This window comes from Hahella sp. NS-SX17 (assembly GCF_057367735.1).
The window spans coordinates 1,334,728-1,355,376 of record NZ_CM170632.1 but is presented as its reverse complement, the minus strand read 5'-3'; the positions used below and the strand labels follow the sequence as shown (position 1 = coordinate 1,355,376).

16 protein-coding genes are annotated in these 20,649 nt (G+C 52.7%); 7 read left to right on the top strand and 9 right to left on the bottom strand.

The annotated features are described in order from the left end of the window. The first annotated feature begins 94 nt into the window (after positions 1 to 94). The 3 genes from AC2IBB_RS06105 to ntrC all read left to right on the top strand — a co-directional run bounded on the left by AC2IBB_RS06105 (position 95) and on the right by ntrC (position 3,385). Entirely contained in the window at positions 95 to 622 is a 528-nt protein-coding gene (locus AC2IBB_RS06105; protein WP_486332015.1) for a DUF4124 domain-containing protein, read from the top strand. 250 nt (positions 623 to 872) lie between these two features. After that, positions 873 to 1,952 (top strand): nitrogen regulation protein NR(II), encoded by a 1,080-nt coding sequence (glnL, locus tag AC2IBB_RS06100; protein ID WP_486332014.1) that lies wholly within the window; start codon positions 873 to 875, stop codon positions 1,950 to 1,952. After that, positions 1,949 to 3,385 carry a nitrogen regulation protein NR(I) gene (ntrC, locus tag AC2IBB_RS06095; RefSeq protein ID WP_486332013.1) on the top strand — a complete coding sequence of 479 codons (1,437 nt, stop codon included), beginning with the start codon at positions 1,949 to 1,951 and terminating at the stop codon, positions 3,383 to 3,385. Before glnL ends, ntrC begins: the two co-directional genes overlap by 4 nt. Positions 3,386 to 3,443: 58 nt before the next feature. On the opposite strand, the gene AC2IBB_RS06090 is transcribed toward ntrC, so the two are convergent. Continuing rightward, positions 3,444 to 7,310 carry a DUF1631 family protein gene (locus AC2IBB_RS06090; RefSeq protein ID WP_486332012.1) on the bottom strand — a complete coding sequence of 1,289 codons (3,867 nt, stop codon included), beginning with the start codon at positions 7,308 to 7,310 and terminating at the stop codon, positions 3,444 to 3,446. Positions 7,311 to 7,431: 121 nt separating this feature from the next. Between AC2IBB_RS06090 and AC2IBB_RS06085 the strand changes: the two genes are divergently transcribed. Beyond that, positions 7,432 to 8,583 (top strand): aminopeptidase, encoded by a 1,152-nt coding sequence (locus AC2IBB_RS06085; protein ID WP_486332011.1) that lies wholly within the window; start codon positions 7,432 to 7,434, stop codon positions 8,581 to 8,583. A gap of 33 nt (positions 8,584 to 8,616) precedes the next feature. Here AC2IBB_RS06085 and argA read toward each other — a convergent pair whose 3' ends face one another. From argA to coaBC, 7 genes are all read right to left on the bottom strand, one after another. After that, positions 8,617 to 9,990, bottom strand: coding sequence for an amino-acid N-acetyltransferase (gene argA, locus AC2IBB_RS06080; protein WP_486332010.1), 1,374 nt, complete (start codon positions 9,988 to 9,990; stop codon positions 8,617 to 8,619). A gap of 159 nt (positions 9,991 to 10,149) precedes the next feature. Continuing rightward, entirely contained in the window at positions 10,150 to 11,295 is a 1,146-nt protein-coding gene (gene argE, locus AC2IBB_RS06075; protein WP_486332009.1) for an acetylornithine deacetylase, read from the bottom strand. Positions 11,296 to 11,352: 57 nt separating this feature from the next. Next, a complete protein-coding gene (locus tag AC2IBB_RS06070) occupies positions 11,353 to 12,645 on the bottom strand; it encodes a hypothetical protein (protein WP_486332008.1) in 1,293 nt (430 codons plus the stop codon). 131 nt (positions 12,646 to 12,776) lie between these two features. Next, complete coding sequence (gene argB, locus AC2IBB_RS06065) at positions 12,777 to 13,685, bottom strand: acetylglutamate kinase (RefSeq protein WP_011394984.1); 909 nt, start codon at positions 13,683 to 13,685, stop codon at positions 12,777 to 12,779. Positions 13,686 to 13,753: 68 nt separating this feature from the next. Then, positions 13,754 to 16,405 carry a phosphomannomutase/phosphoglucomutase gene (locus tag AC2IBB_RS06060; RefSeq protein ID WP_486332007.1) on the bottom strand — a complete coding sequence of 884 codons (2,652 nt, stop codon included), beginning with the start codon at positions 16,403 to 16,405 and terminating at the stop codon, positions 13,754 to 13,756. Between the two features lie 147 nt (positions 16,406 to 16,552). Next, the gene (dut, locus tag AC2IBB_RS06055) at positions 16,553 to 17,011 is read right to left on the bottom strand and encodes a dUTP diphosphatase (protein WP_486332006.1); all 459 of its coding nucleotides are present in this window, start codon (positions 17,009 to 17,011) and stop codon (positions 16,553 to 16,555) included. 16 nt (positions 17,012 to 17,027) lie between these two features. Beyond that, a complete protein-coding gene (gene coaBC, locus AC2IBB_RS06050; protein WP_486332005.1) occupies positions 17,028 to 18,248 on the bottom strand; it encodes a bifunctional phosphopantothenoylcysteine decarboxylase/phosphopantothenate--cysteine ligase CoaBC in 1,221 nt (406 codons plus the stop codon). A gap of 156 nt (positions 18,249 to 18,404) precedes the next feature. Between coaBC and radC the strand changes: the two genes are divergently transcribed. From radC to rpmG, 3 genes are all read left to right on the top strand, one after another. Beyond that, entirely contained in the window at positions 18,405 to 19,079 is a 675-nt protein-coding gene (radC, locus tag AC2IBB_RS06045) for a RadC family protein (protein ID WP_486332004.1), read from the top strand. Between the two features lie 216 nt (positions 19,080 to 19,295). Further along, the gene (gene rpmB, locus AC2IBB_RS06040) at positions 19,296 to 19,532 is read left to right on the top strand and encodes a 50S ribosomal protein L28 (protein WP_486332003.1); all 237 of its coding nucleotides are present in this window, start codon (positions 19,296 to 19,298) and stop codon (positions 19,530 to 19,532) included. Positions 19,533 to 19,543: 11 nt separating this feature from the next. After that, on the top strand, positions 19,544 to 19,699 hold the full coding sequence (gene rpmG, locus AC2IBB_RS06035) for a 50S ribosomal protein L33 (protein ID WP_011394978.1): 156 nt from the start codon (positions 19,544 to 19,546) through the stop codon (positions 19,697 to 19,699). 78 nt (positions 19,700 to 19,777) lie between these two features. On the opposite strand, the gene AC2IBB_RS06030 is transcribed toward rpmG, so the two are convergent. Further along, positions 19,778 to 20,629: an endonuclease/exonuclease/phosphatase family protein gene (locus AC2IBB_RS06030; protein ID WP_486332002.1), complete on the bottom strand. Its 852-nt coding sequence runs from the start codon at positions 20,627 to 20,629 to the stop codon at positions 19,778 to 19,780. Positions 20,630 to 20,649 lie beyond the last annotated feature (20 nt).

The window sequence follows — 20,649 nt, the reverse complement described above, 5'->3', positions numbered from 1 at the left end:
AACTACGACAGACTCGCAAACCCCGCATTCTGCGGGGTTTTTTTTGGGCCTGCTTCTGCTACAGTTCAGGTAATCGGTCAATTGGGTTGAAGTTATGAAATCTCGGTTCGCTTATATTCTTCTTTCTTCTGCGCTTTTTTCTTCTTACTCGGGCTTAGTCTACGCCGAAATTTACCGCTGGGTGGACGCACAGGGCAATGTGGAGTATTCAGACCAAGAAAGAGAGGGGGCAGAGAAGGTGGAAGTAGGTCCTACCGCCACAATCACTATGCCCAAAATGACGAATTTACCCTCTACCAGCAGTGAAGAGCCGGCGTCGGCGCCATCAAACTATTATGCAACCCTGAACATCACGTTTCCCAGCAACGACAGCGCTTTTCACTCAGGCAATGGCGACCTGACCGTCTTGTTCACCTCAGACCCCACTCTGTATCCTAATCACAGCTTTCGCGTCTCCCTTGATGGTAGCCCTGTAGGAACGACCAAGGATAATTTCCTGGAGTTGACAGGCGTCAACCGGGGAACACATTCAGTTTCTCTCGACGTCGTTGATAATTCAGGGGTTGTTCAAAGCGCCGCGCCAGTGCAATTCACCATTCATCGCCCTAGCGTTAAAAACTAGCCAACACAGCGCACCAAAATAGAGCATAATTAAAGTGTAGCGCATCCACTTTGTGCATGATGCATCACCTTCATGCATATCGTCGCTGACTTTCACTGCCCCAAAGCCCGCTTCTGGAGCGCTTTCTAATGAGGTAGCTCGTAATTGAGCCGCCCGCCCCACGCCTGTGCAGGGAACCCGGTAATTCGCACCGCTTTACCGCAGTTCTGGTTTGGATATTGCATTCTCAATGCAAAAATAGGTCAACCTTATGCTACCCATCGTTTTTCAAACTCGCTTATTCGAAAACCTGACAACATCTGTGCTGGTTATGAATCACCAGCAGCGGATTGTTTTTAGCAACTCTTCCGCCGAAGTATTGCTGGAAACCAGCGAGCAAAGAGCCCATGGGGCCGCTATTAAAGAGTTACTGATAGAAGGCAGCTCCACCCTGACGGGTCTGGAAGAATGCCTGCGCACCGGACAGACTTATACACAGCGTGAAGCCGAGTTTCTTCTCCCCTCCGGGAGCCGTCTTCTCGTCGACTACACTGTCTCTCCTGTGCATATTTCCAGCGATGTCTACGTCATCATGGAGATACAGCCACGTGACCGATTGCTGCGTATTAGTCGTGAGGAAGAGCTGCTTTCCAAGCAGGAGACATCCCGCATTCTGATTCGAGGACTGGCTCATGAGATCAAAAATCCTCTGGGCGGCATTCGCGGCGCGGCGCAACTGTTGGACAAAGAACTAAGAGAAGAAGGGCTGCACGATTACACCCGGATCATTATCGACGAGGCTGACAGGTTACGTAACCTGGTGGATCGCATGCTTGGTCCTAATCGAAGTTTCAAACAGGAACCCACCAACATTCATGAAGTGCTTGAGCGGGTATACAGCCTTATAGAGGTGGAAAGCGCTGGGAGTATAAAGCTGATCCGCGATTACGACCCCAGCATCCCCGAGTTCGCTGGCGACAAGGAACAGCTCATCCAGGCGTTCCTTAACATTTGCCGCAACGCCATGCAGGCTTTCGAAGATTACACGCCGCGAGAGTCAGGCGGGCCGCAGATATTATTACGTACGCGCCCGCTTAGGCAGTTCACGATAGGCCATACACGGCACCGACTGGTTGTACGGGTTGACGTGATCGACAACGGTCCCGGCATTCCTTCTGAGTTCCTGAATAATATTTTTTACCCGATGGTCAGCGGCCGCGCACAGGGGACCGGACTGGGTCTCTCCATCACACAAAGCATAATCGGACAACATAAAGGACTGGTGGAATGTGAAAGCCAGCCCGGCAGTACGAACTTCATCATATTCATCCCACTGGAGCCACTATCATGAGCGCATCACCCAACGTATGGATCATAGATGATGATCGTTCTATCCGATGGGTCTTAGAAAAAGCCCTGGAACAAGCGCATCTGAACACTCGTTCATTCGAGTCCGGCGACGGTATTCTTCACCGCCTGGAACGAGAACTGCCGGATGCAATCATCAGTGACATCCGCATGCCCGGCATTGACGGTTTAAGCTTGCTGGGACAGATACATACCAGCTACCCACACCTGCCTGTCATCATCATGACTGCGCACTCGGACCTGGACAGCGCCGTTTCCTCCTATCAAAGCGGCGCTTTCGAATATCTCCCCAAGCCTTTCGACGTGGACGACGCCGTCTCTCTGGTAAAACGCGCCGTAGCTCATGCGCAGGAACAGATGGCCACCAGTCGCGCGCCAGAAGGTGGCTCCTTGAGCCAGGATACGGAGATCATCGGCGAAGCGCCGGCGATGCAGGAAGTGTTCAGGGCTATTGGGAGGCTCTCCCACAGCAATATCACTGTGTTGATCAATGGAGAATCCGGCACCGGTAAGGAACTGGTCGCCCGGGCCTTGCATCAACACAGCCCCAGAGCCGGCAAGCCCTTTATTGCTCTAAACATGGCGGCCATTCCTAAGGATCTGATTGAATCTGAGTTGTTTGGCCACGAAAAAGGCTCATTTACCGGCGCCGGCGGACAACGTCAAGGCCGCTTCGAACAAGCCAACGGCGGCGCGCTCTTTCTGGATGAGATAGGAGATATGCCGCCGGACACCCAGACTCGCTTGCTGCGGGTGCTGGCGGATAGCGAGTTTTACCGCGTCGGCGGCGCCACGCCAATAAAAGTGGACGTACGCATCATCGCCGCTACCCACCAGAATCTCGAAAAACTGGTGCAGGAAGGACGCTTCCGGGAGGACCTGTTCCACCGTTTAAACGTTATACGGGTACACCTTCCGAAGCTTAGTGAGCGTCGTGAAGACATCCCAAAGCTCGCCGGGCATTTCCTGAAAAAAGCGGCCGAAGAGCTGAATGTCGAACCCAAAGTGCTGAAAACCGAGGCGGAAGAGTACATGTGTTCGCTGGCGTGGCCTGGTAACGTGAGGCAGTTGGAAAATACTTGTCGCTGGCTCACAGTAATGGCGTCTGGCCGAGAAATTCACGTTTCCGACCTTCCCCCGGAACTGCAGGAGCAATCCAACCACCGCAGCCCGACCCAGGATTGGCAGGAGTCATTGCGCACTTGGGCGGAACAGGAGTTGAAAAAGGGCAAAAGCGGGCTCTTGGATACGGCGGTGCCAACATTTGAGCGCATCATGATAGAAAGCGCGCTCAAACAGACCGCAGGAAGAAAGCGCGACGCTGCGCTGTTGCTTGGTTGGGGCCGCAACACCTTAACCAGAAAAATCAAAGAACTTGGGGTGGCGGGCCACGACGAAAGCGAAGACGATGATTAAGTCGCTCCATCTACACTGGCTGAAGAAAAGGGGCGTTCACGCCCCTGATCCATTGTTTTTAGAAGTTCGCCAACGATTTTGGACGCTCTATATAAAAGCCTTGTACGTAATCGACGCCCAACTTTTGTAACATCTCCAGCGACTCCTTGGTCTCTACTTGCGGGGCGATAATCTCCCGTCCTAAATAATGCGCCATCTCTGTCATTGAACGGATCATCGTTTGGTCATTCTGATCCGTCGCAACATCCTTGATGAAAGTCCCGTCCACTTTGATCAAATCTACAGGCAGCTGTTTGAGGTACTGGTATGACGCCATAGCCGTACCAAAATTACCCAGGCAAAATCTACAGCCATATTCCTGCAGCTCCACGATAAACTCAGAGACATCGCAAAGATTGGAGATGGCCGCAGCTTCCGTAATTTCAAAACACATTTTGTCCATTGGGCAGTCGTATTTAGTGAGTCTCTCAAAAATAAACTCCAGTAACGCCTCATCATTCAGAGAATGACCGGATAAGTTGATGCTGACGCCCCCCATACTTTCAATTTGCTGCCGGTTCTTCGACATCCAGTCCAGCATATGGCCGACCACCCAGCGATCCACCACCTGCATCCGCCTGTAGGTCTCCGCCGCACGCACAAAGTCGCCAGCGGGAATCAGATTGCCGTTATCGTCGTATATGCTGAGCAATATCTCATACTGAGCCCCCATTTTAGCGGCGGGATGTAGAGGGATAATTTTTTGGCAACGCAGCAATACCCGCTCGTTTTCCAGCTCTTTCCCCAAACTCGCAACCTTAGAGGCGATCGCATCCCGCCTGGCGATCAGCGCCTGATCGACATCAAACTCTTCAACCCGATTGCCGCCTTTGCTCTTGGCCCGACGCGCCGCCTCTTCAACGGCTTGCATCATGTGCGGTACATCCAGTACGCCGCCGCTGACCTCAACGTAGCCAATACTCGCTGAAACGGAGAAGACATTGCTCTCCCAGTGCAACTGATACTGACGCAACGCCGCCGTGATTTTCTCCACCGCCGCCACAGCGTCACCCTCCACCAATAGCATGAATTCATCTCCGCCGAAGCGGCACACCACCGTTTTAGACGTGAAAAGCGACTTCAGCAGACTCGCAACATCCTTCAACACCTGGTCTCCCGCCTCAATCCCGGCGGACTCGTTGATCAGGCGAAACTGCCCAAGACTGACCAGCAGCCCAGCGAACTGATCGCCATCATTGGACTGGGATAGCTTCACCAGCGCCTGACGCTCAAATTCCTTACGCTGAATCAACCCGGTCAACTCATCGTGAGAAGAGGCGTGGCTCAACTGTTCGTACAAATCCTGGACCATAGTATCCAGCCCCTGGTCAACTACCGGCATATCCACTGATTCATCCGGCGTTGCGATACCTTTTTGCAAATACGCCGCCAACGTCAGCGCATCCAGGTCTATCACCTTCATGCCCTGGTGATTCACGAATACATAACGGGAGAAGCCACGACCAACCCAGACCAGCCGTATAAACTCGGCCTCCTTTTCATCCCGCTCCAGCCGCAGCCAGTCACCCACTTTCAGCTTTTGCGCCCGCATCAACCAACGTTGCAGCCCTCTTTGCCTGGCCTCGCCGAGCAGTTGTACGCCTGGGTCTTGAGTTTCTTCCCGATTATCCGGCATGGCCACCATTTCAGGCTCAGCTCCCGCGCCACGCACCAGCAGCCGTTTAAGTTCATCACGAATATGGCCGGATGGCATATGGTTGGATGAAATGGCGGAGAGTCCATCTTGAATAATGCGTAACAGCTCCGGCAAATTGAATTCGAAATTCGGGTCTTCTCCGACATGAATCAGCGTGTCCAAAACGCTCAAATAGTCATACCAGGCTTGGCTGGAAGCGCCCTGCCGGATATACGTCAGCGATAACAGGTCTCTCCAGCCGCCATTCAACAACGTCGCCACCGCCCGCGGCACCTGCTTGCCGGCAATGCGCTGCTCTATTTCGTCAATCACAGCCTGTTTGGCTTCTTCGACTTTTTGCTGCCCCTCCGCTGCGGCAGTGACTCTTTCCACATTCCTGCGATAAAGCAGGTTCTGCCGTTCCAGCAGTTCATCTAACTCCGCCAGGGCTTCGTCAAAGACGCCAGGGTCCCGCTCATGGTCCACCTGAATACGATGAATAAGCGTGTTGATGCGTTCCAGGGCGGACTGACTATTCCTCCCTCCTTTGACGCCAATCTGGGCTATTCGGTTGATGACCTTATGCGCCGTGTTTTCAGTCTGTTCCAGGAAATCAGGATTGCGCATAAGCAAACGCAATACCGGCAACTCCAACCCTTTGATCTGCATCTTGGCGAGACCACTCAACTTCTGGTTTTTAAGAAGGCTTGCGAAAAAGCGGTCCACTACATCCAGGGCTTTGTCCTGCTCCGTTCCGAAGGATTTAAGGCCTGCCTCATTGTTCTGCAACACACTGAACAAACGTTCACGCAGCCCTGATTCTTCAAGACTAACGCCCTCCCCGGGCGGGGGCTGCTGCACAGACTGCAAGTTGAAAAGAATTTCTTCATTACGAAACTGGGGCGCTTCAGATGCTTTTGGAAATGGGGGCGCTTGCTGCTCTTTTTGCTTCAACAGGGCGCGATTGCTTTCCAGGATTTCAAACAGCTTATTCACCGCTGCGAAGCTGGTTTCCGCATCAGCCAGATAGCCCCGCATATCCCTGTCGTCGCCTTGGGCGGCCGGAGGAGTGGGTGCACCAGGACTGGCGGAGGGCGCCGACGCCTCCTGTTCGGGACCCAATAGTTTGCGGCGTAATTGCTCAGCGCGCTCTTTGTCTTCATCGCTAAAAGGTTCTGGCTTTCGTTCCTCCTGTCCTTTCTCGGACGCCTCCTCCTGCGCCTTCTTTTCCGCCTCCGGGGAGGTCAAGTATTTCGATAAGTCGAGATTGGGCAATACACCGCGCCGAATCAGCAAATCATTCAGTTCCGCATACAAAGGCCCGAGTTCGGACAGCACTGTTCGCTCGAATACCCGCAGGCATAGCCGTTCCGCAGGCAGAGGCAGATGCAGCTGCATCAAAGTGTCACGCAAGGCGTAACACAAAAGCGGCGGCCCTACTGCGTTGTTATAGCCTTTTTGACAAACCACTCCGGCTGCATCCAAGCGCATTTTCAGTTGCACCAAAACGGCCCGATAGGTGGTTTCCGCTTTCGTAACCATAACCTTCAACGTAAGCCAGTCTTCAAACTCGGACTTATCTATCAGCGACAGGTCGGTGCGCTCTTCTTCTTTTTTTATTGCGCTGTCGGCTTTGGGCGTCAGCGCCTGGCCGATATGTTTGAAAAACTGGCTGGAGAAAATTTCGTTCTGTTTCGCCAAAGCAATAGCAGAATCCGCAAGCTGGGAGCGCTGATTATCCGTAGGGGCAGTATTAATAGCTTCATCGAAGCTCTTCGGCAGGGCGTGTAGATAAGTATCGAACAACGGCGTCAAATGCTGATGAATAGCGCGCTCACACTGCCTCATCAGCAGAGAAGCAGAATCAGTGGAGCTTCTCGAAGCGCCAGAGCCAAGATTCTCCGCCCCGCAAATACGCAACAGTGCGGTCACCGCCGCCATATTGCCTTCCGCAAAGCTCCCTCCCATCGCGCTATCGATGGCTCTCACTACATTCACTTTCAGCGTATGGTTGCGATTCACGAAAGGATCGATAAAACTCACTTGTATGCGCTGACCCGCGGTAAAACCGCTATGCTTGAGGCGTTGGGCAGTCTCAGCGGAATAGGTGACAAACACGCCTTCCGGGCAGAAATCCGCAATAGTGCATGACAGGCCGTTCAATCCCTTGAAGTCGAGAGAGGCGCTCAACTGAATGGGGCGCCGCTGGCTCGCACGTCGCTCCTGTTCTCTGCCACTGATTTCCGACATGGGTTTCTGTAGGTTAAGTTAATTAACTAGGAAGGCGCCGGTCGCCGCTATCGCTCCGCCCGCATTAGAGCGCTATTACCAGTATAGACAGCCAATAAATTTTTGGAGAAAGAGTTCGCCCATGGCATTACTAAAAAAAACCTTTCCTTTATCTCCAGTTATAAAACTTTTACCTCTGTTACTGATGGGCTTACTCGTTCTTGGCGGCTGCCAATCCACTGGTTTTATGTTGCAGGCGATTCAAGGCCAGTGGGAGATTCTGCAGAAAAAGCGGCCCATTGAAGAGATCGTGCAGGAAGATGCGACTCCCGCGCAGCTCCGTGAGCGGCTTGAATATGTCATACAGATCAGAGAGTTCGCCGCCAGCGCCTTATCCCTTCCCGTGGAAGAGGCGTATAGCGAATACGCTGACCTTGAGCGCCCCTACGTAGTCTGGAACGTCTTTGCAGCGCCGGAATTTTCCATGCGAAGTAAGACTTGGTGCTACCCCGTCGCAGGTTGCGTCGCCTATCAGGGATACTTCGCCGAGCAGCCCGCCCATGAAGCTGCGGAAGCATTGGCGAGCGAAGCTTTTGATACCCATGTTGGCGGCGTCCCCGCTTACTCGACCTTAGGCTGGTTTGATGACCCGGTCCTGAATACATTCATATGGTATGACCCGGTAGACTTGGCCGGTTTGCTTTTTCACGAACTGGCGCATCGCAAACTCTATATAAAAGGCGACACAGCTTTTAATGAAAGCTGGGCCACCGCCGTAGAACAGGAAGGCGTGCAAAGATATCTTCAACACAGCTCACGCGCGGCCTCCCAGAACACGCCTGCGCTACTCCGCGCCTACTCCGCAGACGCCATTAACGCCCGCTACGCCGAGCGCGCTCAGAGCCGGGAGCAATTCGTCGCTTTGGTGAAGCAAACCATTGGAGAGCTGGAAGCGCTTTATAAGGAAGAGATAACTCCTGAAGAAAAGCGCGCCCGTAAAACGGAGATAATTGATACATTGCGCACTCGGTACGCGGAACTATCACAACAGTACAAAATATCCACCGGCTACGAACGCTGGTTCAAGGCGCCGATTAACAACGCCAAGTTACTGACGGTGGCCAATTACCACCAATGGACGCCAGGGCTGCGTTACAAGATCCGCGAGCTAGGGGATCTCAATGCATTCTATCAATGGTCGGAGTCCTTAATGGACCTGAGCAAGGAAGAACGTATGGAAGTGTTGCAAACGTTAAATGAACTGGCGCAACCCAGCGCCGCCAGTTCACTTTAGAGCAAGATATGGAATAGAAGAGAACACGGACAGTTAGTCCAGATTCTTCACAAACACTTTCGAGTTACGTTGCAGGTTATACATGCTTTGCTTTTTCACCGGCAAATCCGCAACCTGTCCCAACTGGAAGCCTCGCTCAATAAACCAGTGAGCGGTTTGTGTAGTCAGAACAAAGAGCTTGCTCATATTGGCGGACCTGGCGCGACGCTCGGCGTAGGCCAACAGCTGATCGCCTCGGCCTTGCTTGCGGTAGCTGTTTCTCACCGCCACGCAGGCCAGCTCCACGCAGCGCTCGTCTTCGAATGGATACAAGGCCGCGCAACCGATAATGGCTCCGTCTCGGTCATCAACGATAAAGTTGCCAATTTCCTGCTCAAGCAGCTCACGAGAACGCCTTACCAGAACGCCCTGCTCCTCCAACGGCCTGATCAACGCCAATATGCCGCCGACGTCATCAATGGTGGCGGGGCGAATTTCATCATAGGAATCATCCGTGATTAAGCTGCCTACGCCATCACGCGTAAACATCTCTTGCAGCAAGGCGCCGTCTTCCGCATAACTGATCAGATGGGCCCGCCGCACGCCACTTTGTAGCGCTCGACAAACTGATGAAAGCTGCCGAAACTCTTCCGTGTCGGAGGAAAGGTTCTGCAAGTGCTGTAGTGCATCATTCACTGACAAATCACGCAGAACGCCGCCATCTGGTCCGGTTAATCCCCGTTTAGGGCCAAAGACAATCAGCTTATCCGCCTTCAAAGCCACTGCAGCGGATGCCGCCACATCTTCACAAGAGAGATTAAAAACCTCACCCGTCGGCGAATATCCTAAGGCAGGCAACAGGACGATCTGCCCCATCGCCAATAGCTTATGAATGGGTTCCGCCTGCACTTTTCGCACAAACCCCGTATGACAGTGGTCAACCCCATCCACTACCCCTACAGGTTTGGCGATGACAAAGTTGCCGCTGATCACCTGCAGCGCAGCGCCGTGCATAGGTGAGTTCACCAGCCCCATGGACAGCTTGGCCTCCAACTCCGTACGCAACCGCCCGACGGCCTCACATACGCAAGGCAGCGCGTCCCCATCTGTAATGCGCACGCCATGATGATGCTGGGAGCGCAAGTCTGCCCCTTGTAATCTGGACTCGATCTGCGGCCGGGCGCCGAAGGCCACGACCAAACGCAGCCCCAGACTGTTAAGTAGAGAAATGTCCTGTACGATCGTGTTTATTCCAGCGTGCGCCAGCGCTTCGCCGGTGAGAAGAATAACGACGGTTCGACCGCGATAGGCATTGATATAGGGCGATGAATGTCGGAACCAGTAAACCTGCTGCGCTGGGTCGCGTGGCGCAGCGGCGCCGGATTGCGCGCCGAAGGAGGGAGGTTTTTCCTGATTTAATTCATTCATAGTCGCCAATCTCAATTCTTTCCTGGGCGTATCCCAGGCGGTTAATCCAGCCAAACGCTCACACTGAAGCACAACTCTCTTTTAAGCATGAGCGACTGCCGCTTAGCATAAGGCAATTTGCAGATTTGAAAAGTCCGGGGAAATAACTTACTTCGAGCGCTACATACACAGGCGTCGTATCAGCTCTTCCAGCAGCTTCATCATGGGAGGAAGGCGATCCAGTGCGACGTATTCGTCGGGCTGGTGCGCCTGATCAATGTCTCCAGGCCCCAACACAACTGTTTCCGCTCCCAACTGCTTGAAAAAAGGCGCTTCCGTCGCAAACGCGACACTTCCTGAAGACTTGCCCGTCAGCTCTTCGCAAATACGAACCAGGCGACTGTCTTCACGCTCCTGGAAACTGTCTACGCCGTCAAACAAAGGCTGCAAACGGATGTCCACTTCATGCTTATCCGCCACGCTACGTAATCGACTACGTATATTGTCACGCACAGTCTCCATTGGCATGCCTGGCATTAAGCGCACGTCATATTGCAGCTCACAACTTTTGCAAATGCGATTGGGGTTATCACCGCCGTGAATGCACCCCAGGTTTAGGGTTGGATAAGGTACGGCAAAGCCTGGGTTGCTGTATTGCTCCATCCAGGAGGCGCGTAATTCCCTCAAACTGACCATTACATCCGTCATTGCCTCCAGAGCATTGCGCCCTAATGCAGGTTGGGACGAATGGCCTGAGCGGCCTTCCACTTTGATGGCGTCCATCAAAATGCCTTTATGCTGCCGAATAGGCCGCATGCCTGTCGGCTCTCCGATGACAACATAGTCACCGTAGCTTTTGGCCGCCTGCATTAACCTCCGCGCGCCATCCATCGAGCTTTCTTCATCCGCTGTAGCGATCAATGTCACCGGCTTGCGTAAATACGGCAGGGCTGGAGCCAACGCCGCCAGCGCCAGAGCGAAAAAGCCTTTCATATCGCAAACGCCCAAGCCGTACCACTTGCCATTCCTTTCACTCAGCTTGAATGGATCGCTACTCCAGGCGCCTTCGTCATAGGGCACCGTATCCGTGTGTCCCGCCAGCACCAAACCACCTTCGCCCTGCCCGGCCTTGGCGACCAGATTCCATTTATCGCCAGCTTCGTTCACTGGCAGTAACGCGACATCCATCCCCAGGGTTTCGCACCATTGCGCCAATCGTTCCACCACAGAGCGGTTACTTTGGTTCCATCGTGGCAAAGTGCTGCTCACGGACGGAATGGCGACTAACTCGCGCATCATGGTTTCCAGCTTAGGCAGCTCAGGCATGCGTACTCCTCTGACTTGAACGTTAATACCAGGCCGCTTCAGACGGCCAAGTTATAGCTACTTATATACCTTAATCTCCGCAATATCGCGCTTCTTGATGTGAAAGCTCACGGAACCTGTCTGCAATGGCACAGCGACATCGATTTGATATTCCAATACTTTTTCGATGCTGCCTTCGATTAACTTACCTGAGTTTTCCTTCAGCCTGACGGGATAACCGACGTATGCATCAAGTTCTTCCACCGCCACTTGGCGATAAGCTTTTTCGATCTTGGGAGGCGGTGGCGGTGGCGCTTCCACGACGACAGGAGGCGGAGACAAAAACGCCTTCAATCTGGCTTGATCGATAGTGGCGCTTAAATCGGGAATCATGACTTGATTCATTCGCAGCTGCAGCCCCAGCGCGTCCACAATGGAACTCATGTCCATAAAGGCGAGCAGGCTGTAGTCGAGATCTTCAACGGGGTTCAGAATAAATTCGAAAGAGCCATCGCCTTTTAAGTAGTCTGCGTAAGCATTGATCATATCAGCGCTTGGAGCGACCCCCGCTTCAGCCAGAATTTGCTGACTCTTCTCCACGCTACCTTCAACAAATTGTGCAGGAGTGTCGCCCGTCTTCTTGGTGCAAAACAAGGTCAGCCGCTTGATAAACGAAGCATCTTCATACAAATACGTCAGATATTTGAGTCGCGGCAGCTTAGTCCCTTCAGATGGCGGCCAAGAGAAATTACGATCCACATCAATGTCCAGGCGCCCCTGGATATTGCTTACGCCCTGGATATCCGTATTAAAAAACAGGCTCAACATAGAAGACATTGAGTTGTAGTTATATCCCCAGGACGCATCGACCTGCAGGCGGTCGTACCCCATCTCACGCATCTCTTTAACATCGACGCCATCTACATCGCCGCAGTCTATCGCCAGGAACTCCCCAACATTATGAGAGCCGTCCGGCTCAGACTTATAGTTCTCCCAAGAATCCACCATCGGCAGATTAGCGTGGACAATAGAAATCTCCAGCGACTCAGGCATCCCCGCATTTGAGCTTTGCGGCGAGCGACGATTCAACGGAGAGTAGTAGTCAAGCATGGCGAATACAGATGGAAACTTCAGACTGATTTCCTGAATGGGAATAGTCTCCCGTAACTGGAAAGGAGTAAGCCTGACGTCCTTAATGACAATTTCTCCCTCCAGATTAGAGCTGATCCAGCCGTAATCCACCGCCATATGAAGCGCTGTCGCTTCTTTAAACCTGGCGATAGCCTGATCCGTTTGATACCAGACCAGTCCTTTGAACGCCCCATAGGCCCCTAATACAACTAAAAAAGTAGTGACTATAAATTTCTTCATGAGGTCAGCATCCAAGTATTTGCTTACTAATCAATGCGCGACTTAATTAAAGCAGCCTAGTCCGCAAAAACAAACAGGCCCGGTGTGAACCGGGCCTCAGCCTAAAGGCTTTTCTGCGGTATGGCGCTAAATCAGGCGTCGTCGCAGCCTTTGCGGGTTATCAATGTGCCTACGCCTTCATCAGTAAAAATTTCCAGAAGCGTGGCGTGAGGGACCCGGCCGTCGATGATATGCGCGCTATGTACGCCGTTTTTCACCGCCGACAGGGCGCATTCGATCTTGGGCAGCATTCCACCGTGAATGGTGCCATCAGCGATCAGTTCATCGACTTGCTTTGTGCTCAGGCCAGTCAATACTTTGCCTTCTTTATTCATCAGGCCGGCAATGTTGGTAAGCAGCATCAGCTTTTCCGCCTGTAGGACTTCAGCGACTTTACCTGCGACCAGATCGGCGTTGATATTGTAGGACGCGCCATCCTGGCCGACGCCTATAGGCGCGATGACAGGAATACAGTCACTATCGGTGAGCATGGTGATGATGTCCTTGCGCACCCCCGTTACTTCCCCAACATGACCGATGTCTATAATCTCCGGTTTTTGCATGTCTGGCGTGGCGCGGGTTACCTCCAGCTTACGTGCGGTAATGAAGTTGGCGTCTTTGCCGGTCAACCCGATTGCTTTACCGCCATTACGGTTAATCAGGGCGACGATATCTTTGTTAACAGAACCGCCCAGCACCATCTCCACCACATCCATGGTTTCACTGTCTGTTACACGCAGCCCGTTAATAAAACTGGATTTGATATTAAGTCGCTGCAGCAAGTCGCCAATTTGCGGGCCACCGCCATGCACAACGATGGGGTTGATTCCCACCAGTTTCATCATAACCACATCCCGGGCGAAGCTGTTTTTCAACTCTTCGTCCGTCATGGCGTTGCCGCCATATTTGATCACGATGGTTTTACCTGCAAAACGCTGAATATAGGGCAGCGCTTTACTCAACACCGCCGCAACCTGGAGGGCGTTATCTCGATCAAGCATAATTCCGTTAGTCTCCTGCGAATCTCAATGCACAGTTTCAGCGAACCCAATCCCGGGCCCGCTGTGATTTAAAAAGGAATCGACAATGAAGGGTCCACCGCCAGCAGCTGGTCGCGGAATACCTTTTGAATTCGGGCCAAGGCGTCCTGGTTCTCCGCCTCAAAACGCAACACCAGGACGGGAGTGGTATTAGACGCACGACACAAACCCCAACCGTCGACGTACTCAACTCTCACGCCATCGATGCTGGACACATTGCCGTCACCCCAGGAAGCGTTTTGAGACAGCTTCTCCATAACCCCAAACTTGCTGCTGTCGCTGACCGCCACATTAATTTCCGGGGTGGAGACATCCTCAGGGAATTCGTCAAACACAGCATCTGCGTCACGCTCGTCTATGCCAAGAATTTCCAACAGACGGGCAGCGCTGTAGATACCGTCGTCAAAACCAAACCAACGCTCTTTGAAAAAGATATGGCCGCTCATCTCACCCGCTAATAAAGCGCCAGTCTCTTTCATTTTCGCCTTTATCAGCGAATGTCCTGTACGCCACATGATTGGACGGCCGCCATAACTGGAAATAAGAGAGTTCAGACGGCGGCTGCACTTCACGTCGAAAATAACATCGGCGCCAGGATTACGGGAAACGACATCCTTGGCGAACAGCATCAGTAAACGATCCGGCCAGATGATCTTGCCTTTCGCAGTTACAACCCCTATTCGATCTCCGTCGCCGTCAAATGCCACACCGATATCTGCGCCCACTTCCTTCACCTTAGCGATCAACGCCTGCAGATTTTCCGGCTTGCCTGGATCTGGGTGGTGATTCGGGAAATTCCCGTCCACTTCACAAAACAGCGGCGTCACTTCACAGCCCAATTCTTCGATCAGTTTGGGCGCAATATCCCCAGCGACGCCATTACCCGCATCCAGCACGACTTTAAGAGGCGCAGCGACAGCAATGTCATTGACGATGGCGTCAATATAGTTCTGGCGAGTATCCTGATTTCTCAGTTCGCCCTGCCCTTTGATGTAGTTCTGCGTGCGTATCCGTTGCAGAAGCTTTTGGATTTCCGCTTGCGCCAGCGTATCTCCCGCCAGCATCATCTTGACGCCATTATATTCCGCGGGATTGTGGCTGCCGGTCACCATCGCGCCGGATAGCGTTTGCGTATGGTGCGCAGCGAAATAAAGCACAGGCGTGGGCACAAGACCTACATTGATGACATTAACGCCAGTCGCCATGATCCCTTGCGCCAACGCCTTGGCCAGAGCTGGACTGGATTCACGACCGTCATAACCCAGGCACATGTCCGTCACGTTCTTCTGCCGCGCCTCAGAACCAAGCGCCCGGCCAATCTCATACATCACTTTGGCGTCCAGGGTATCTCCCATCACGCCGCGAATATCATAGGCCCGAAAGATAGTCTCTGATACGTTCACTACCTGGGATTCATTCACCTGCATCGAGGCGCTCTCGCCAAAGTCGGAAGCAGGCTCGTCATCATGTAACCCCAATAGATCGTCGTCTTCCCCCAACATGCTGATATCCAGCGCATCATCATTTTGAAACAGCGGAGCGGATTCCTCTTTTGCCGGTTGCTGCGCTTTCTTGGTCGGCGCCGCCTCTCCTGCTTCCGCGGCGGTATCATTGGCTTTGGATTTTGCAGGGATTGAGCGTTTCACGACGGTCTGCCGCGCCTGATCAAGCAGCACGACCATAGAGTGAAAAGAAAGCAGGGAAATATTGGGGGTGCTTGGCTTTTCTCCCATGATGCAGGCTTGGCCAAATGCAGTAACCGCCGAGATATCCTTACGCACTTTCTTGCTCAACATTAACACTGGCGCCGCAGCCAGTCCCCCTGCTAATAAGGCTAGCGCCAGAGCGACAATCCACAACATCTCATCGCTATACGAGAACTGGGCGGCGTCATTAGGGTGGTAAGCTACCTGCCATTGCGGCAGCGCAGTATCGCCAACCAGTTTATCTCCAGAGCCCTGACCGTGTTCAATCACCACCCTCTGCTGACCGCCAACAGATTGCAATAACTGGTATTTGCCACCGCCAGTCTGACGCCAAGTGGGCGCAAGAATATCTGTACTGAACATCACCAATACAGTGCCGACAATCACGTTGGAGTCCGTTTGCACTGGCTTTACGACCTGAATGAACCACTTATCATTAGATACGAAAGCCTCCAGACGCACTGGCTTGCCCTGCTCAACGTTGCGCACCATATCCAGGCTGGCGAAGCTTACTGGCACTGGCGTCTCAGTATCGCGCACGCCCCGCCCTTTCTGAAACGCCACCGCACGCACAGCCGCAGGCAAGGTTTTTACCGCGATGCTGGTTACCTGAGCGCGCACCTGGTCATCCACAAATCTGGCGGCGTCAACACTGCCCGCCAAGACTGAGACCTGATCCTCGATAAACTTCAGACGGTTATTAATTACTGATACAGCCGCATCCAGATTACTCTTCTGGGTGGCGGCATTTACTTCATCAACCAAAGGTTGCAACACCGTGGCTTTCAACACAAAAGCGGTAATTACTACACAGATCGCCGCCAACGCAGCGCTCAGCCCAGCGAAAACTCCTGGGCCAGCAAGCCCTTTGGTTTCAGCTGGTTTGGACTTGGCTGGGGTGGGTTTGGTTTTCTTCGCGCCGTTGCCGTTCGCTTTGCCGTTAGTCTCCGCCTGCTTCTTTTTCATCGGTTTCATTGATAAGCCAATTTACCTTTAATTCGCATTTCGCCACATGGCCTCCGTACGCACTGCGCACCGAGGCTAACGCCATGTAAAGAATACACATTTACTGCAACACGGCCTACGCCGCTTAATTGCGGCGGTTATCAAAAACGAACAAAACTACTTTGTTCCCGTCGAACCAAAGCCGCCTTCACCGCGTGAGCTGTCGTCAAAGTCTTCAACAATTTCAAAGTCGACCTGCACCACAGGGACGACAACCATCTGTGCAATCCGCTCTCCCACATTAATAGTGAACGCCTCAGCTCCTCTGTTCCAACACGAAACCATGACTTCTCCTTGATAGTCCGAGTCAATCAGACCAACCAGATTCCCCAGGACGATACCGTGCTTATGTCCCAAACCAGATCGCGGCAACAACATCGCCGCCAATCCAGCATTTGCGAGATGAATAGCCATCCCCGTTGGAATAAGTTTGGTTTCTCCTGGGTATAGAGTAAGGGGCTCTTCCAGGCAAGCGCGCAGGTCAAGACCAGCGGAGCCGTCTGTGGCGTATGCAGGTAACGGGATCTCCTTGCCCAGACGTTTATCCAGAACTTTCACGAGTAATGCTTGTTTCATGAACCTCAGTCCAATTTCAGTTGTCGGTAGATAGTGATTTTCGATATTGCTGAACGATATGACTCATTAACTGCCCAGCAAGCGCCTGTTTGGATTGTTTGGCGATTGGGATCACCTCATCTCGGCTGATGAGGGAAACTTCGTTATCATCGCTGTTAAAGCCGATATCTTTGCGGGACACATCGTTCGCAATGATCAGGTTAATGTTCTTTCGTTCAAGCTTGCCGCGGGCATATGCCTCCACATTCTGGGTCTCAGCGGCAAAGCCAACGGTAAACGGAGCGTCCTTCAAGGCGGCGATGTCCGCGAGAATATCGGGATTGCGCATCAGGGCTATCTGTAAATGTTCAGCAGATTTTTTCATTTTCTGATCTGCGGCGGTCACCGGACGGTAGTCAGCCACTGCGGCCGCAGCAATAAATATGTCAGCCCCTGCTTGCACCTCAGCCAGCGCCTCCGCATGCATATCCAATGCGCCTTCCACATTTACGATCTTCACGCCACTGGGCCTTGCCAGAGCCACCGGGCCGGAAATTAACGTGACTTGGGCGCCCATTAACGCCGCCGCCTCCGCCAAGGCGTACCCCATTTTTCCTGAGCTGTCGTTACTGATGTAACGTACGGGATCTATGCGCTCACGAGTCGGGCCTGCAGTGATCACAACCCTGGCGTCCGTTAGCTGCCGCCCCCTCGCAAAGTAATCTTCTGTCAAAGCAAGCATAGCAGCCGGCTCCAACATACGCCCGGGCCCCAGATCGCCACACGCCTGTTCACCCGCCTCAGGCCCCCAAATAAAAGTATGAGGACGAAGAGCGGTTATTTTTTGCACATTCGCCTGAGTCATTGGATTGCGCCACATGGCTTGGTTCATTGCAGGAGCAATCGCCAATGGGGCCTCACTGGCCAACAGCACAGTGGTAAGCAAGTCATCCGCCAATCCACCTGAGATTCGGGCAATGGCGTCCGCCGTCGCGGGAGCCACAATGATGAGATCCGCCCAGCGCGCCAATTCGATATGCCCCATCCCCATCTCAGCTTCAGGGTCCAAGAGGCTGTCTCGGACAGGTCTGCCGGATAGGGCCTGGAACGTGAGTGGAGTGATGAACGCTTTCGCACCCGAGGTCATTAGCACTTGTGTTTCTGCGCCACTTTTTACCAGTAGCCGAGTCAGTTCAGCGCATTTATAAGCGGCGATTCCGCCAGTAATCGCCAATAAAACTTTTCTGCCGGTAAGCATCGCGTTACTTCACTCTGTCCCCGTTTTGACTGGGGCTACGATAGCACCAGTCCGTTTTTTTTTCATTGCATTTGTATATAATAGCGGCCGTCTTGATTGCCGTTGCATATCATACAAAGATGTATAAATGGATGAACCAACTTAAAAGGGAATTTTATGCCTATCTCCGATTGGCCAAAGGCCGACCGTCCTCGCGAAAAACTCATTGCCCACGGCTCCGGCAAGTTAAGTGAAACAGAACTGCTGGCCATATTCTTTCGCACCGGCACTCGCGGACGCAGCGCGGTGGACCTGGCTCGCGATACGATCAATCATTTCGGGGGACTCCGCCCTCTGCTGGACGCCACTTTCGAGGAGTTCCGGCAAATCCCCGGTCTCGGAGAGGCCAAATTCACCCAGTTGCAAGCAGCGACGGAACTCGCCAAACGTTATCTGCAAGAGAAAATGCAGCGCAGCCATAACCTCACCAGCCCTGAACTGACACGAGAATACCTGAGCGCTCACCTGCGCCATTACCCTTATGAAGTGTTCGCCGCCTTGTTTCTCGACAATCAACATCGGGTCATTGCCTATGAAGAGTTATTTCGCGGCACTATCGACTCCGCCAGCGTACATCCGCGGGAAGTAGTTCGCAGAGTGCTAAAACACAACGCCGCCGCTATAATATTCGCCCACAATCACCCGTCCGGCGTCGCCGAGCCCAGCCTTAGCGACAAAGAAATCACCGAAACCTTGCGCAAAGCGCTACGACTGGTTGACGTGCGAGTATTGGACCATATGATTGTCGGCGACGGAGAAGTTGTTTCTCTGGCGGAACGGGGTTGGATTTGAGCACACAACCCCTTATAAAGAAGCGCTTGGAGCGAAAAGCAATAAGAGACGCGATTGGCCCTATGGAAATTGTGCAAAAAATGCAAAATATTTTGCTTTGAAACCCTCTTTCTGCTATAAAGTCGTGCTCATTTTTACGGGTCTGGGTAAAGCGGGAAATTCTCCACCCAGAAGCAGGAATTTTTCAGTACCAACGTTTGGTTGGAGGCGAGTCAAATGTCTAGAGTTTGTCAGGTTACGGGCAAAGGCCCAATTACTGGTAACAATGTTTCTCACGCAAACAACAAAACCAAGCGCCGTTTTCTTCCGAATCTGCAAACTCATCGTTTCTGGGTCGAGAATGAAAAGCGCTTCGTTAAATTGCGTGTTTCTACCAAAGGTATGCGAATCATCGATAAAGTCGGCATTGATCAAGTGCTGAACGATATTCGCGCACGTGGCGGCAAGGTTTAAGGAGCTTAATTATGCGCGAGAAGATCAGATTGGTTTCTTCAGCTGGAACCGGCCATTTCTACACTACCACTAAAAATAAGCGCACTATGCCTGAGAAGATGGAGATCAAGAAGTTTGATCCAGTCGTTCGCAAGCACGTTGCTTATAAAGAAGCCAAGATCAAGTAAGTTCTTACTTCTTCAAGATAACGGCCAAGCCTTCCAGCTTGGCTGATGAAAGCCCGGCCCTGTCGGGTTTTTTTATGCTCACCCTTTTCCATACCCTGCGGGCAACGCCACATCTACCGCAACAGGGAGATGGTCAGACACCGGAAAACAAACCACACCCGCGTTTCGTATCTGCAGCCCTGGACTAACCATAATATGATCAAGAGACCGCTCAGGACGCCAACTGGGAAAGGTGTTCACTCGCTCAGGTAAAGACACCAGCTTTGTACGCCCAAGCGCCGTTGAGCTTAGCAACTGTTCTGCATGGTTGTTCAAATCCCCCATCAAGACAACATGCTCATACCCCTCAATTAATTCGCAAACGTGCTCTAATTGCTGACATTGAGCCTTTTCGCCAAGTGAGAGGTGCAACATCACCACAACAAGAGGGTTAGAGGGGTCGCCATAGGTTGCAATAATAGCGCCCCGACCGGGAATGACGCCCGGAAGTTTATGCTGTGTAACGGAGTTCGGCCGGTAGCGACTCAACAACCCATTACTATGCTGAGCAATGCGCCCTAAATTGCGGTTTAACTGTTGAAACCAGTAGGGATGTCCACTCTTCTCCGCCAGGTATTCAACTTGATTGACAAAACCGCTGCGGATACTGCCTCCATCGCACTCTTGCAACGCTACAACGTCATACTGGCTTAATAAGGCGGCTATGCGATCGAGGTTCTTATTGCGGGATTGGCTAGGCAACACGTGCTGCCAACTGCGGGTTACGTAATGTCTGTATGAAGCCGTCGAAATACCGACCTGGATATTGAAGCTGAGAAGCCGAATATGCCGATGGTGGGGAAACTCTTCAGCGGCGTTCATGTCGCCCTCCATGATCGGAGAGCGACGAGGAAGCAGGACGCCAAACTTATCTCTGAACTTTTGATACACGTCCCGCCACCCCTACTACG

Coding starts and splice junctions, on each gene's coding strand:
- coaBC (WP_486332005.1), bottom strand. CDS start 18,248: ATGCTTACCGGCAGAAAAGTTTTATTGGCGATTACTGGCGGAATCGCC.
- ntrC (WP_486332013.1), top strand. CDS start 1,949: ATGAGCGCATCACCCAACGTATGGATCATAGATGATGATCGTTCTATC.
- AC2IBB_RS06070 (WP_486332008.1), bottom strand. CDS start 12,645: ATGAAGAAATTTATAGTCACTACTTTTTTAGTTGTATTAGGGGCCTAT.
- AC2IBB_RS06085 (WP_486332011.1), top strand. CDS start 7,432: ATGGCATTACTAAAAAAAACCTTTCCTTTATCTCCAGTTATAAAACTT.
- AC2IBB_RS06090 (WP_486332012.1), bottom strand. CDS start 7,310: ATGTCGGAAATCAGTGGCAGAGAACAGGAGCGACGTGCGAGCCAGCGG.
- argA (WP_486332010.1), bottom strand. CDS start 9,990: ATGAATGAATTAAATCAGGAAAAACCTCCCTCCTTCGGCGCGCAATCC.
- AC2IBB_RS06105 (WP_486332015.1), top strand. CDS start 95: ATGAAATCTCGGTTCGCTTATATTCTTCTTTCTTCTGCGCTTTTTTCT.
- argB (WP_011394984.1), bottom strand. CDS start 13,685: ATGCTTGATCGAGATAACGCCCTCCAGGTTGCGGCGGTGTTGAGTAAA.
- glnL (WP_486332014.1), top strand. CDS start 873: ATGCTACCCATCGTTTTTCAAACTCGCTTATTCGAAAACCTGACAACA.
- AC2IBB_RS06060 (WP_486332007.1), bottom strand. CDS start 16,405: ATGAAACCGATGAAAAAGAAGCAGGCGGAGACTAACGGCAAAGCGAAC.
- argE (WP_486332009.1), bottom strand. CDS start 11,295: ATGCCTGAGCTGCCTAAGCTGGAAACCATGATGCGCGAGTTAGTCGCC.
- radC (WP_486332004.1), top strand. CDS start 18,405: ATGCCTATCTCCGATTGGCCAAAGGCCGACCGTCCTCGCGAAAAACTC.
- rpmG (WP_011394978.1), top strand. CDS start 19,544: ATGCGCGAGAAGATCAGATTGGTTTCTTCAGCTGGAACCGGCCATTTC.
- rpmB (WP_486332003.1), top strand. CDS start 19,296: ATGTCTAGAGTTTGTCAGGTTACGGGCAAAGGCCCAATTACTGGTAAC.
- dut (WP_486332006.1), bottom strand. CDS start 17,011: ATGAAACAAGCATTACTCGTGAAAGTTCTGGATAAACGTCTGGGCAAG.